13 protein-coding genes are annotated in these 12,079 nt (G+C 68.5%); 9 read left to right on the forward strand and 4 right to left on the reverse strand.

The features are described from left to right. Window positions 1-17 precede the first annotated feature (17 nt). Together EV138_RS25315 and EV138_RS25320 are read right to left on the reverse strand one after the other, a co-directional pair. Window positions 18-986, reverse strand: a complete 969-nt coding sequence (locus EV138_RS25315) for a ribokinase (protein ID WP_238158347.1) — start codon at window positions 984-986, stop codon at window positions 18-20. Next, a complete protein-coding gene (locus tag EV138_RS25320; RefSeq protein ID WP_133981253.1) occupies window positions 983-1,624 on the reverse strand; it encodes a KpsF/GutQ family sugar-phosphate isomerase in 642 nt (213 codons plus the stop codon). The genes EV138_RS25315 and EV138_RS25320 overlap by 4 nt, the downstream gene beginning before the upstream one ends. Before the next feature lie 224 nt (window positions 1,625-1,848). Between EV138_RS25320 and EV138_RS25325 the strand changes: the two genes are divergently transcribed. Genes EV138_RS25325 through EV138_RS25335 form a run of 3 tightly spaced genes read left to right on the forward strand, consistent with a single transcriptional unit; the run spans window position 1,849 to window position 4,965 of the window. Further along, the gene (locus tag EV138_RS25325) at window positions 1,849-3,222 is read left to right on the forward strand and encodes an ABC transporter substrate-binding protein (protein ID WP_133981254.1); all 1,374 of its coding nucleotides are present in this window, start codon (window positions 1,849-1,851) and stop codon (window positions 3,220-3,222) included. Next, window positions 3,222-4,178, forward strand: a complete 957-nt coding sequence (locus EV138_RS25330; RefSeq protein ID WP_202866818.1) for a carbohydrate ABC transporter permease — start codon at window positions 3,222-3,224, stop codon at window positions 4,176-4,178. Before EV138_RS25325 ends, EV138_RS25330 begins: the two co-directional genes overlap by 1 nt. Continuing rightward, a complete protein-coding gene (locus EV138_RS25335; RefSeq protein WP_133981255.1) occupies window positions 4,168-4,965 on the forward strand; it encodes a carbohydrate ABC transporter permease in 798 nt (265 codons plus the stop codon). Before EV138_RS25330 ends, EV138_RS25335 begins: the two co-directional genes overlap by 11 nt. Window positions 4,966-5,034: 69 nt before the next feature. Here EV138_RS25335 and EV138_RS25340 read toward each other — a convergent pair whose 3' ends face one another. Continuing rightward, window positions 5,035-5,523: a carboxymuconolactone decarboxylase family protein gene (locus EV138_RS25340; RefSeq protein WP_133981256.1), complete on the reverse strand. Its 489-nt coding sequence runs from the start codon at window positions 5,521-5,523 to the stop codon at window positions 5,035-5,037. A 166-nt stretch (window positions 5,524-5,689) separates the two neighbouring features. Here EV138_RS25340 and EV138_RS25345 point away from each other — a divergent pair, with 166 nt between their 5' ends. Continuing rightward, window positions 5,690-6,559 (forward strand): RNA polymerase sigma-70 factor, encoded by an 870-nt coding sequence (locus tag EV138_RS25345; RefSeq protein ID WP_133981257.1) that lies wholly within the window; start codon window positions 5,690-5,692, stop codon window positions 6,557-6,559. Here EV138_RS25345 and EV138_RS25350 read toward each other — a convergent pair. After that, entirely contained in the window at window positions 6,556-7,218 is a 663-nt protein-coding gene (locus EV138_RS25350; protein WP_133981258.1) for a maleylpyruvate isomerase family mycothiol-dependent enzyme, read from the reverse strand. The genes EV138_RS25345 and EV138_RS25350 overlap by 4 nt on opposite strands. An 89-nt stretch (window positions 7,219-7,307) precedes the next feature. Here EV138_RS25350 and EV138_RS25355 point away from each other — a divergent pair, with 89 nt between their 5' ends. From EV138_RS25355 to EV138_RS25375, 5 genes are all read left to right on the forward strand, one after another. Then, a complete protein-coding gene (locus EV138_RS25355) occupies window positions 7,308-7,916 on the forward strand; it encodes a CGNR zinc finger domain-containing protein (RefSeq protein WP_133981259.1) in 609 nt (202 codons plus the stop codon). Window positions 7,917-7,925: 9 nt separating this feature from the next. Continuing rightward, window positions 7,926-8,627, forward strand: a complete 702-nt coding sequence (locus EV138_RS25360; protein WP_133981260.1) for a VOC family protein — start codon at window positions 7,926-7,928, stop codon at window positions 8,625-8,627. After that, a complete protein-coding gene (gene dapE, locus EV138_RS25365; protein ID WP_133981261.1) occupies window positions 8,614-9,678 on the forward strand; it encodes a succinyl-diaminopimelate desuccinylase in 1,065 nt (354 codons plus the stop codon). The genes EV138_RS25360 and dapE overlap by 14 nt, the downstream gene beginning before the upstream one ends. Window positions 9,679-9,750: 72 nt before the next feature. Continuing rightward, complete coding sequence (locus tag EV138_RS25370) at window positions 9,751-10,617, forward strand: LOG family protein (protein WP_133981262.1); 867 nt, start codon at window positions 9,751-9,753, stop codon at window positions 10,615-10,617. 54 nt (window positions 10,618-10,671) lie between these two features. Next, window positions 10,672-12,079 (forward strand): DivIVA domain-containing protein (locus tag EV138_RS25375; protein ID WP_238158348.1); only part of this gene is annotated, 1,408 nt, incomplete at its 3' end.

Genomic DNA, 12,079 nt, shown 5'->3' on the forward strand with positions numbered 1-12,079 from the left:
TGGACGGCACTAGGGTCTCATGAGCGAAGGCGACCAACAGGCTCTTCGACAGATTGCGCGTCGAGCAGGCGGAGGGCCGACGGCCGGTCGGGTGCGGAGACGGCGGCACCGTGGATCGTCGTGGACAGCGCACCGGCGGCATTGGCAAGCCGTACTGCGTCCGCCAGGCCGGCGCCGGCTGCCAGCGACGCCGCGAGTGAGCCGCAGAAGGCGTCGCCCGCACCGACAGTGTCCACTGTGGCGACTCGATGGGCGGGAACCCGGAGTTCCTCGCCGGTGAGTTCGTCCCGGACGAAGGCCCCGCGGGCGCCGAGTGTGATCACGCAGCCGCGCAGGTCCCACTCCGACGTCAGCCGCCGGGCGATCGCCGGCACTTCGGACTCGTCGTCACAGTCGAGCCCGGTCAGCGCGGCCGCCTCCACCTCGTTCGGAACCAGGATGTCGACGAACTCGCCCAGCGAAGGGTCCACCGTGCCGACCGGCGCCGGGGTCAGGATCGTCGTCACCCCCGCGGCCGAGGCGAGCTCGAGGGCAGCGCGGCTCGCCTCGACCGGGAGTTCCAGTTGCACGCTCAGTACGCCGCTCGCCGCCAGCACCTCGGCGGCCGCTTCGATATCGGCCGGAGTGATCGCCGAGTTCGCCCGGGACACGATGATGATCGAGTTGCCGCCGTCGGGCAGTACCAGCGGCAGGCCGACGCCGGTGCCGAGGTCGGGATGCCGCAGCACCCATTCGGTGTCGACACCGTCCGACTTCAGCAGCTCGAGGAACTCCTCGCCGTACCGGTCGTCGCCGATAGTTCCGACGATCGCGGTCCGGGCGCCCATCCGGGCCGCGGCGATCGCCTGGTTCACTCCTTTGCCGCCGAGGAACTCCGCGAAACCGGTGCCGTGCAAGGTCTCGCCGGGCAGCGGCCGCCGCTCGGCGCTGGCGACCAGGTCCTTCATGAACGACCCGAGCACGCACACGTCGTACCGGCGGTTCACAGAGTCTCTCCGCGGCCGAGGAGTTTGCGGCCGAGTGCTCCCGACGGATGGAACTGAGCGAAGTCCTGATGCGTGAACTCCCGCAGTACTACGAGGGCGCAGGCGAGCGCGTCGCCCATCACCAGGGCCGCCGTCGTCGAGGCGGTCGGGGCGAGATTCAGCGGATCGGCCTCGCGCAACACCATTGTGTCGAGTGTGTAGGTGGCGAGTTTGGCCAGCGTGGACTCCTCGGCACCTGTCATCGCGATCACCGGGATGTCCCGGTCCGCGAGCATCCGAGCGAAGGCGCACACCTCGGCGGTCTCGCCCGAGGCGGACAGGGCCAGCACCAGATCTCGTGGGGTGACCGCGCCGGAGTCGCCGTGCAGGGCGTCGCCCGAATGGATGAAGGTCGCCGGCGTACCGGTACTGGCGAGCGTCGCGGCGATCTTGCGGCCGACCAGCCCGGACTTGCCGAGCCCGGTGACGACGAGGTGACCTTCACAGGCGGCGACCGCGGTCAGTACGTCGAGGAACACTCCGTCGAGGCGGCCCGCCAGCGCTGATACCGCGGCGGCCTCGGTCTCGATCGCACTGCGGGCCGCCTCCAGTCCCCGCGTCACCAGCTCCCGCGGCAACTCGCCCGCACGGTTCGGCATCCTCGCCCCGCTTCCGGCTCGAACTCAGAAATCGATTTCCGCAGCGTAGGCAGTCGGCTGACGCAGTGTCAACGTCTGCATCCTGCTCGAAACCCCCAAAACAAGGCGGCCCGGGAGATCTGATCGAACTCGGCGACTCAACCCTCTTGACCGCTCAGGTCCGCGATCGTAGATTGCGAGAAATCGATTGCCCGCCCGGACGCTCGAAACCCCTGGAGTCTCTGATGTCCGCAACTCCCTTCCCTGCAAGGCCGCACGGCCGGCCCAGCCGGCGTACCGTTCTGCGCGGCGGACTCGGCGCGCTCGCCGCTTCGGCGGTCGGCGGCCCGCTGCTGACCGCTTGTGGTGGTGACGACAGCGGTGGTGGCGGCGGCAAGGAGATGTCGTTCTGGAACTTCTACGGACCGTCCGACGACCAGGGTCCGCAGAGCAAGTGGTTCGTGTCGCTGGCCGAGCAGTGGAACGCGAACAACGACGTGAAGGTCAAGTTGCGCTACATCCCCGGCAAGGACTACCTGAGCGGTACTACGTTGCAGACGGCGTTCCAGTCCGGTCAAGGGCCCGACATCTTCCTGATCAGTCCCGGCGACTTCCTGCGCTACTACAACGGCGGAGTACTGCAGGATCTGTCCTCGGCGCTGCCGGCCGAGTCGAAGGCGGACTACCTGCCGGGACTGCTCGAGGCGCGAAGCGTCGACGGCAAGATCTACGGGCTGCCGATGGAGATCGAGCCGCTCGCGATGTACTACAGCGAGGCCGCTTTCGAGAAGGCCGGGCTGTCCGAGGCGGATCTGCCGAAGACCTGGGACCAGACGCTGGCCGTCGCGCAGAAGCTGACCGGTGCCAAGCGCAACGGCGTGATGTTCGAGACGCTGCCGGGGTACTACCAGAACTTCACCTGGTACCCGTTCCTCTGGCAGGGCGACGGGACGCCGATCAAGGACGGCAAGGTCGCCTTCGACTCGCCGGCCGCCGTCCAGGCGCTGAAGTTCTGGCAGGACACGATCAAGAACAAGGTCGCCCCGCGCAAGGCGCTCGGCGACGGTGGTGGCGACGTGGTGTCGAACCTCGGGTCCGGCGCGGTCGCGATGCAGCAGAGCGGCATCTGGGCGGTCGCTGACCTACGGACCAAGGCGAAGAACTTCAAGTACGGGATCATTCCGCACCCGACGCCGGACGGCGGCAAGCCCGCCACCGATCTCGGCGGCTGGGCCTTCGTGGCGAATGCCAAGGGCAAGAACCCCGAGGCGGCCGCGAAGTTCATCACCTGGGCGCTCGGCTCGACCGATGCCGAGGGCGTCGAGCGGCAGCGGCAGTGGAACACCGTCGTGAAGACCAATGTGCCGCCGCGCAAGTCGGTGCAGACCGCCGCCGACGCCAAGGGTGCCTTCGGCGAGGGGGTGCTGAAGAAGTTCGTCAGCGAGATCGCGCCGACCGGCAAGCCGGAGCCGCGGTTCCCACCGGAGGTCTACCAGCCGATCGCCGACGCGATCCAGGCCTGCCAGCTGAACGGTGCCGATCCCGGTAAGGCGGCGGCCGACGCGGCGGCCAAGATCGACACGTTCCTGAAGACCTACCAGGGCGCGCCGATCAGCTGATGGTGACCACGACGGCACCACCGAGTCCGCCCGCTGCGGTCACCAGGCCGCGGCGGGCCAAGGCCTCGATGACGAAGAAGCGGCGAGAGGCCCTGGCGGCGTACGCGTTCCTGGCACCGGACGTGCTCGGTCTGCTCGCCTTCGTCGCCCTGCCGATGGTGCTCGCCTTCGGCGTCGCGTTCTTCAAGGTCGATGGCTTCGGCAACTATTCCTACGTCGGGTTCGCCAACTACAAGCTGATGGCGCACGACGACCAGCTCTGGTCCTCGCTGAGGATCACCGGAATCTACGTGGTCACGTTCGTGCCGCTGGCGTTCGTGGTCAGCTTCGCGCTGGCCATGCTGGTCCGGAACCACTTCAGGGGGATCGGCTGGGTGCGCTCGGCGTTCTTCCTGCCGAACGTGGTGAGCCTGGTCGTGGTCGGCCTGATCTGGCAGTTCCTGCTGGTCGACAAGCGCGGCGCGATCGCGAACCTGCTGGCGCCACTCGGGCTCGGCGACGTGTCGTTCCTCGGTACGCCGTCTCTTGCCCTCGGCACCTATGTGGTGATCAGTGTCTGGTTCCTGATGGGCTACCAGATGCTGGTCTTCCTGGCCGGGCTGAAGGACGTCCCGAAGGAGCTCGAGGACGCTGCCCAGATCGACGGAGCGAGCGCCTGGCAGCGGTTCCGTTACGTGATCTGGCCGTTGCTGCGGCCGACGAGCTTCTTCGTGGTGGTGAACTCCACCATCGGCGCGGTGACCGGCCTGCAGGCGTTCGACCTGGTCTACGTACTCACCAAGGGCGGCCCGGCCCGCGCCACCAGCACGGTGGTGCTCTACATCTACGAGCAGGCGTTCACCTTCAACAACATGGGGTACGCCGCCGCGCTCACCACCGTCGTCGTCGCGATCCTGGTGCTCTGCACCGGCCTCATGTTCGCCTTCACCCGAGGAGGCCGCTTCGATGAGGACTAAGTTCTTCCCCGTTCTGGCTCACGTACTGGCCATCATCGCGGTGGCGCCGCTGCTGTGGATCCTGATCAGCGCGCTGAAACCGGCCGAGGATGTGTTCTCGTTCGGCTGGCCGTCGTCGTGGACGCTGGACAACCTGCAGTACGTCCTGCTGAAGATCCCGATGCCGCGCTTCCTGCTGAACAGCGCGATCGTGGCCGTGATCGTGACCGTGGTGGCGTTGTTCTTCCACTCGATGGCGGCGTACGCGTTGGCCCGGCTGCGGTTCCCGGGGCGCGGGCTGATCTTCTCCGGCATCATGTCGACGCTGCTCGTGTCGCTGCCGGTGATCCTGGTGCCACTGTTCCTGGTCGCCAAGCAACTCGGCCTGCTCGACAGCTACGCCGGGTTGATCGTGCCGAGCATCTTCCATGCCTTCGGCATCTTTCTGCTCCGCCAGTACTACCTGAACATCCCGCGGGAGCTGGAGGAGGCGGCCGACCTCGACGGCTGCGGCTACTGGCGCCGGTACTGGAGTGTGATCCTGCCGCTCAGCCGGCCGGTGCTCGCCTCGTTGTCGGTACTGTTCTTCCTCGCGAACTGGAACGCGTTCCTCTGGCCGCTGACGATCACCAGGAATCCGGACCTCCGGGTGATCCAGCTCGGCATCTCCGGCATGCAGGGCCAGTACGCCTCCGCGTGGAACCTCATCCTCGCGGCCGCGGTGATCGCGGCGATCCCGACCGTCGTCGTCTTCGTCGCCGGGCAGAAACGGCTGGTCGACGCGATGAAGACGACCGGCCTGAAGTAGCGGTCGTGCTGGTGCTCACCACGTCGGATGGCGCCGGTCGGCAACTCCCGGCCGGCGCCGTCACCTCTTCTAGTTCTTCGTGTAGCTGTCGAACATGCCCGGTTCGTAGGAGCCGCCCTGGTTGCGGACGATCACGCCGAGCCGGTTGGCCGCGTTGACCACGGCGATCAGGTAGACCAGCGCGGCGAGCTGATCCTCGTCGTAGTGCTTGCGGGCCCGCTCCCAGGTCTCGTCGGAGACGCCGTGGAACGCGTCGGCGAGGCGGGTGCCCTCCTCGGCGAGCGCCAGCGCGGCCCGCTCGGCCTCGGTGAACACCGTCGTCTCGCGCCAGGCCGCGACCAGGTTGAGCCGGACCGGCGTCTCACCGCCCGCCGCGGCCTCCTTGGTGTGGAAGTCGACGCAGAAACCACAGCCGTTGATCTGGCTGACCCGCAGCATCACCAGTTCCTGGGTGCTCCGGGGCAGTGTCGTCTGCTGGATCGCCAGACCGACACCGGCGAATCGCTTGCCGAGCTTGGCGCCGAGCTCGTTGGTCAGCAGGTCCATACGGGGTTCCATGACTTTCGTCCTCACTCGTGAGATTGGATGCTTGCGACCAGGAGATGCCGGCCGCTTCGATCCTGTGACACCTCCGAAGGTGTGACGAGCGACACCGCTCGCCGATGTCACGAATCGGCGCCGGCCGGTGTCTGGTGGGTGGCAGGCCGAGCGGAAGGAGCCGGGGATGAGTGAGCACACCGAGATTTTCGTTGCCCATCGCAACTTGTTGTTCACGGTCGCGTACGAGCTGCTCGGCTCGGCCGCCGACGCGGAGGACGTCCTGCAGGAGACCTGGCTGCGCTGGACGGGCGTCGACCTCGCCTCGGTGCGGGAGCCGCGGGCGTACCTGGTTCAGATCGCCACTCGCCAGGCGTTGACCCGGCTGCGCACACTCCGCCGGCGCAAGGAGTCGTACGTCGGGCCTTGGTTGCCCGAGCCGCTGCTGACCGCGCCCGATGTCGCTGACGACGTCGAGCTGGCGGAGAGCGTCTCGATGGCGATGTTGCTGGTGCTGGAGACGCTCACGCCGACCGAGCGGGCGGTCTTCGTCCTGCGTGAGGTGTTCCAGCTCGAGTACGACGAGATCGCGGCCGCCGTCGAGAAGAATGTGGCCGCGGTCCGCCAGATCGCCCACCGGGCCCGGGCCCACGTCGCGGCGCGCCGGCCGCGCGAGGTGGTCTCACCGGCCCAGTCCCGGCAGGTGCTGACCGCCTTCCAGCGGGCCGTCGAAACGGGCGACCTGCAAGGGTTGCTCGACATGCTCGCGCCCGATGTCGTCATGCTGGCCGACGGCGGCGGCGTCGTCCAGGCCGTGAAGGTGCCGATCCGGGGAGCCGAGCGGGTCGTCAAGCTGCTGAGCAAGATCCCCGCTGCGGCGTCGTTGCAGCTTGTCCAGATCAACGGCTATCCGGCTCTGATCCTCCACCTCGACAACAAGCTCGACGCCGTCCTGGCTGTCCACATCGAGAACAACCTGATCACCGGCCTCTACGCCGTCCGCAACCCGGCGAAGCTGTCCGCGGTCTCCCGGCCGGCCGCGATGAGCCGCTCCTAGGGCCAGGGGTCGAGCGCCGGGAGGTCGCCGCTCACCGGGCGCTGGGGTTCACGGCCTGCCATCCAGGCGGTCAGGTCCGTCAGCGCACCCGTCAGCACGCGGGTTTCGCCTGTGCCTGCTTCCCATTCGAGGTCCGGCGCTCGCAGGATCAAGTGGAGGTTGTCCGGAGTTCGCGGGCGCAGAAACTCCAGCAGATGCAGACAGAACTCCGTCGACCACGCGTCGCTGGTCGGCTCCAGACCGAGATCGACGGTGTGAATCTCGTACTCACGCCAGCCGGTGTACACCGTCGCCGCCACCGTGCTCTCCCGATGCCGGACTGGCCGGTCCCAGTCGTCCGGACCGACCTTCTGCCATGCCTGGAGGAGCCCTTGACTCGCCTGCCGGACATGCCGTTTCAATTCCCCGGCCGGTCTTCCCGCACCACGCTCGATCGCGGCATCCCGAGCCGGACGACCGCCGTCGTACATCTCCACCAGCCGTCCGGCCAGCGCTTCCTCCACCTGCCTGGTCATCGCTTCGCTGAAGTTCGCGAGATGCGTGAGCACGTGTCCCCGGGACCAGCCAGGCAACCGCGACGGCGCCCGAACCGCTGCCTCGTCGACGCCTTCCAGTACTGCGTTCAGCCGGTCGACGGCCGCTGTCAGGTCGGGTTGCACGGGACTCCCTTGCCGGTTGGTGGTCGCGGCTGCAGCCTAGGTCGGTAATTCACATGGGAGCAACTGGGTTTGCCATTAGACTGGGTGGCATGACCTCGCTGGCCTTCGAGCTTGCCGCGACGATTCGGCACGACGGGCAAGGTGGGGTCGCGGATCTGCTGGGGACGGATCGCGGGCTGGCCGAGTGGGTCGACGGGATCGGGCCGCTGGCGTCCGGAGTACTGGGTCGTCCTTTCGATCCGTCGGCCTTGACTGTGGACGACGACCTTCGGCAGGCGCTGTTCGCCGTACGGCGTGCGGTGCGTTCGCTGTTCGCTCGCGCCGTCAGCCCGGCGCCGCCGAGTCGGGCCGACGCCGATCGGCTGCTGGAGCCGGCAGTTGCGCTCGCCGTCCTGAACAAGGCCGCCGACAAGCTGGGCACATCGCACCTGGACTGGCCCGCGGATGGTCTACCTGCGACTACCTGGTCTGTTCGTAGCTCGGACCCGACCGCACTGCTCGTCGGCGCTGTCGGGCGCTCCGGCATCGACTTCCTGACCAGCCCCGACCGAGCGCGTCTTCGGGCGTGCCCGGCGGCGCGCTGCGTGAAGTACTTCCTGCAGGACGACCCTCGCCAGACCTGGTGCTCGCCCTCGTGCGGCAACCGCGAACGGGTCAACCGCCACTACCAACGCAAACACAGCACCACAGCCCACTAGCCTTTGGGGATGGCTGTTGCGAGGTTCAAGGACCTGTGTGTGGATGTGAACTGCCCCAGTGCGATGACGTCGTTCTGGGGGCAGGTGCTGGGGTTGACTTCGCCGGCGGACAACCCTGCGGTGTTGGTGGGGGACCGGCCGGAGAAGACGGTGTGGATCAACCAGGTGCCGGAGCCGCGGACCGTGAAGCAGCGGGTGCATCTGGACGTGCTCACCTCCTCGATCGAGGAACTGGAGAAGCTCGGCGCGACGGTGCAGAGTCCGATCACCGACGAGCAGCACTGGGCCGTGCTGGGGGATCCGGAGGGCGGGGAGTTCTGCGGGTTCGAGCGCGACAACGTACCGGCGTACCGGCTGATGGAGCTGATCGTGGATTCGGCCGACCCGGAGGCGCAGGCTCGCTGGTGGGCGGGGGTGGTGGGCGGTGAGGTCTCGCACAATCCGGCCAACCCCTGGTACTGGCTGGAGAACGTCCCCGGATTGCCGTTCCCGTACTGGGTGTTCATCCCGGTGCCGGAGCCGAAGACGGTGAAGAACCGGATCCACTGGGACGTCACCGCGGACGAGTTGCAGCCCGTCCTCGACGCGGGTGCGACACTGCTGCGGCCCAAGGACGACGAGATCGGCTGGTGGGTCTGCGCCGATCCCGAGGGCAACGAGTTCTGTGTGTTCCTGCCACCTGTCAACGAGGAGTCCGATGGCCAAGCTTGATCTCACCCAGCCCGGGCCCGATCTGACCGAGGCGCTGGTCGACATCTCGTCGGTGAGCGGGACGGAGGAGGAGCTCGCCGACGCGGTGGAGGCGGCGCTGTCGGCGTACGGGCATCTGACGGTGAGCCGGCACGGCAACACAGTCGTGGCCCGGACCGACCTCGGCCGCGACGAGCGGATCGTGATCGCCGGCCATCTCGACACCGTGCCGCTGAACGACAACCTGCCGTCGCGGCGCGCGGACGGGCTGATCCACGGCCTCGGCGCCTGCGACATGAAGGGTGGGGTCGCGGTCGGCCTGCGGCTCGCGGCGACGCTGACCGAGCCGGTCCGCGACGTCACCTATGTGTTCTACGACTGCGAGGAGATCGAGGCCGAGCGGAACGGATTGTTCAAGCTGTCGCAGTCGGACCCCGAGTTGCTGCAGGGCGTCTTCGCGGTCGTGATGGAGCCGTCGAACGCGGTGGTCGAGGCCGGTTGCCAGGGAACGATGCGGGCCGAGATCACCACCCGTGGCGAGCGGGCGCACTCGGCGCGCTCCTGGATGGGCCGCAATGCGATCCATGCGGCGGGCGAGGTGCTGGCGCGACTTGCGGCGTACGAACCGCGGCGGGTGCCGATCGACGGGCTGGAGTACCGCGAGGGGCTGAATGCGGTCGGGATCAGCGGTGGCGTCGCGGGCAACGTCGTACCGGATCTGTGCACGGTGACGGTGAACTATCGGTTCGCGCCGAGCCGCTCGGAGGCGGAGGCCGAGGCGCATGTCCGGGAGGTGTTCGAGGGTTTCGAGGTCGCCATCACCGACTCGGCTCCCGGCGGGTTGCCGGGGCTGGAGCGACCGGCTGCGGCGGCGTTCCTCGCCGCTGTGGGTGGGGAGCCGCAGCCGAAGTTCGGGTGGACGGACGTCGCGCGGTTCACGCTGCTCGGCGTACCGGCGGTCAACTACGGGCCGGGCGACCCGCTGCTCGCGCACAAGCAGGAGGAGTACGTGCCCGAGGCGGAGATCGAGCAGTGTGAACAGCGGCTGAGAAGCTGGTTGACAGCGGACTAGCGGTGTCTTGACGGTTGGCTGGACGCGGCCGTACGGCGGGTCGGTGGTGGCCCGCCGCACTAATCTGGGCGTATGGCAGAACCATCTATCCACCCGGACCGCCCGCAGTCGCAGCAGCGCGGGCCCGTGGTGATGCGGCGTAACCAGGTGCAGCAGTCGACGTCGGAGCAGCGCCTGCTGGACAGCCGCGGACCGTCCGACTGGGTGCACACCGACCCCTGGCGGGTGCTGCGGATCCAGTCGGAGTTCATCGAGGGCTTCGGCATGCTCGCCGAACTCGGTGCTGCCATCAGCGTGTTCGGTTCGGCGCGGACCAGGCCGGACGATCCGATGTACGCCGCGGCCGAGCGGTTCGGGCACAAGCTGGTCGAGGCCGGGTACGCCGTCATCACCGGCGGCGGGCCGGGGGTGATGGAGGCGGCGAACAAGGGCGCCTCCGAGGCCGGCGGCGTGTCGGTCGGGCTCGGTATCGAGTTGCCGTTCGAGAGCGGGCTGAACGAGTGGGTCGACATCGGGATGAACTTCCGGTACTTCTTCACCCGCAAGACCATGTTCGTCAAGTACGCGCAGGGGTTCGTGGTTATGCCGGGTGGGTTCGGCACGCTCGACGAGCTGTTCGAGGCGCTCACGCTGGCACAGACGCGCAAGGTGACGTCGTTCCCGGTGGTGCTGTTCGGTACGTCGTACTGGAGCGGGCTGGCCGACTGGCTGCGCGAGACGATGCTTGCCGACGGCAAGATCTCGGCGGCCGACCTGGAGATGTTCGTGATCACCGACGACGTGGACGAGGCGATCAGCTATATCGTCAAGTCCGGCGAGCTGGCCGACGCCGCGGCCCAGGAGGCGGCCGAGGCGGCGGCCCGGGACGTGGCCGAGGTGGACAGCCCGGAGGCTCGCGAGCGGCGCGAGGCGCACCGGCTGGGTTCGGACGGGCAGTGAAACCCGGAGCGATTGTGCGGTGAGGTACCGCGGCATGGCACGATCGGTCCCGTGATGTGGTTCTTCGCCTTGATAGTCGTGGTCCTGATCGGGGCCGTCGCCGTGGTGGCCTCCGGGCGCTGGGGCGCCATGAGTACGGCGTACGACGACCGGCCGGACATGTCCGTGCCGGCCCGGCAAGCGCTCACCTCCGACGACATCGAGACGGCCCGCTTCGGCGTCGGGCTGCGCGGCTACCGGATGGACGAGGTCGACACGCTGCTCGAGCGGGTCGCCCGCGAGGTCGCCGAACGCGACCGCCGCATCGCTGACCTCGAGCGAGCCGTGACGCCGATCATGCACGGGCCCGAGGGTGCCGGGTTCACGTCGCGGCACACGTACGACGCCGACGATTTCGACGACACCGGCTACCAACTCCCCATCCTGGTAGGCGGCGACTTCCCCCCAGAAACAACCACCACCACCCCGCCGCCGAACCAAGCCGCCACACCGGTCGCCCAGGACGCCGAGTCCGAGCTTCCACCGCCGGCCCAGCCGCAGGCTGCCCAGGCGACTTCGCCCGACGTCCCGCCCACGCCAGCCCAGCCGGTCGCCGCAGTCGAGCCCCAGCAGACCTCCGAACCTCAGGCTCCGCGGGTGGCTGAGTCCGAGGTGCCGCCGACGGCAGTCCAGCCGGCCACCGCAGTCGAGCCCCAGCAGACCTCCGAACCTCAGGTTCCCCGGGTGGCCGAGCCCGAGATTCCGCCGACGGCAGCCCAACCGGTCGCTGCGGTGGAGCCCCGGCAGACCTTCGAGCCCGAGGCTGCCAACGCAACCGAGCCGGAGGCTCCGGAAGCAAGGGGGCCCGAGGGGGGCGAGCCCGAGGCGCCCAAGGCAGAGCGGTCCCTCGCCGAGCCAGAGGCCGCGCCCGAGTTCCCGGTCTCGCAGACAGCCCACCCCGAGGCTCCGCCAGCAGTCGAGCAGACCGCACCGAAGGCATCCGAGCAGGCGGCCCCGCAAGCAGCTGAGCACGCCTCGCACCTCATCCAGCCCGATGTTCCCCAGGTGGACCGAGCTTCCGTGCTCGAGGCGCCCCTTCCGCCGGTACCGCCGGAGCCAGTGCTGCAGCAGCACGAGTCTGCGCAGCAGCCGGAGTCTGCGCTGCAACAGCCGGATGAAGTGCAGGAGCAAGCCACTTGGTGGCCCGCAGCGGAGTCGACCGGTGCGCGTCCGGCGGCTAAAGCGCAGGAGGCACCACAGAGCGGGCAGCTGTGGGCTGATCCGGGAGCCGCAGCTGTGGCAAACGGACAGCAGGAGGCCCAGGCGAGCTCGGGTGAGCAGCAGGCGCACGAGAACGGGCAAGCGGGTCCGGGGCAGCTGGGTGGTGAGAACGGGCAAGCGGGTCCGGGGCAGCTGGGTGGTGAGAACGGGCAAGCGGGTCCGGGGCAGCTGGGTGGTGAGAACGGGCAAGCGGGTCCGGGGC

This window comes from Kribbella voronezhensis, assembly GCF_004365175.1.
GTDB lineage: Bacteria > Actinomycetota > Actinomycetes > Propionibacteriales > Kribbellaceae > Kribbella > Kribbella voronezhensis.

What these genes read in the sequence shown, in the direction of transcription:
- EV138_RS25320 (WP_133981253.1), bottom strand. Translation starts at nt 1,624, where the DNA reads ATGCCGAACCGTGCGGGCGAGTTGCCGCGGGAGCTGGTGACGCGGGGA.
- EV138_RS25325 (WP_133981254.1), top strand. Translation starts at nt 1,849, where the DNA reads ATGTCCGCAACTCCCTTCCCTGCAAGGCCGCACGGCCGGCCCAGCCGG.
- EV138_RS25330 (WP_202866818.1), top strand. Translation starts at nt 3,222, where the DNA reads ATGGTGACCACGACGGCACCACCGAGTCCGCCCGCTGCGGTCACCAGG.
- EV138_RS25335 (WP_133981255.1), top strand. Translation starts at nt 4,168, where the DNA reads ATGAGGACTAAGTTCTTCCCCGTTCTGGCTCACGTACTGGCCATCATC.
- EV138_RS25340 (WP_133981256.1), bottom strand. Translation starts at nt 5,523, where the DNA reads ATGGAACCCCGTATGGACCTGCTGACCAACGAGCTCGGCGCCAAGCTC.
- EV138_RS25345 (WP_133981257.1), top strand. Translation starts at nt 5,690, where the DNA reads ATGAGTGAGCACACCGAGATTTTCGTTGCCCATCGCAACTTGTTGTTC.
- EV138_RS25355 (WP_133981259.1), top strand. Translation starts at nt 7,308, where the DNA reads ATGACCTCGCTGGCCTTCGAGCTTGCCGCGACGATTCGGCACGACGGG.
- EV138_RS25360 (WP_133981260.1), top strand. Translation starts at nt 7,926, where the DNA reads ATGGCTGTTGCGAGGTTCAAGGACCTGTGTGTGGATGTGAACTGCCCC.
- dapE (WP_133981261.1), top strand. Translation starts at nt 8,614, where the DNA reads ATGGCCAAGCTTGATCTCACCCAGCCCGGGCCCGATCTGACCGAGGCG.
- EV138_RS25370 (WP_133981262.1), top strand. Translation starts at nt 9,751, where the DNA reads ATGGCAGAACCATCTATCCACCCGGACCGCCCGCAGTCGCAGCAGCGC.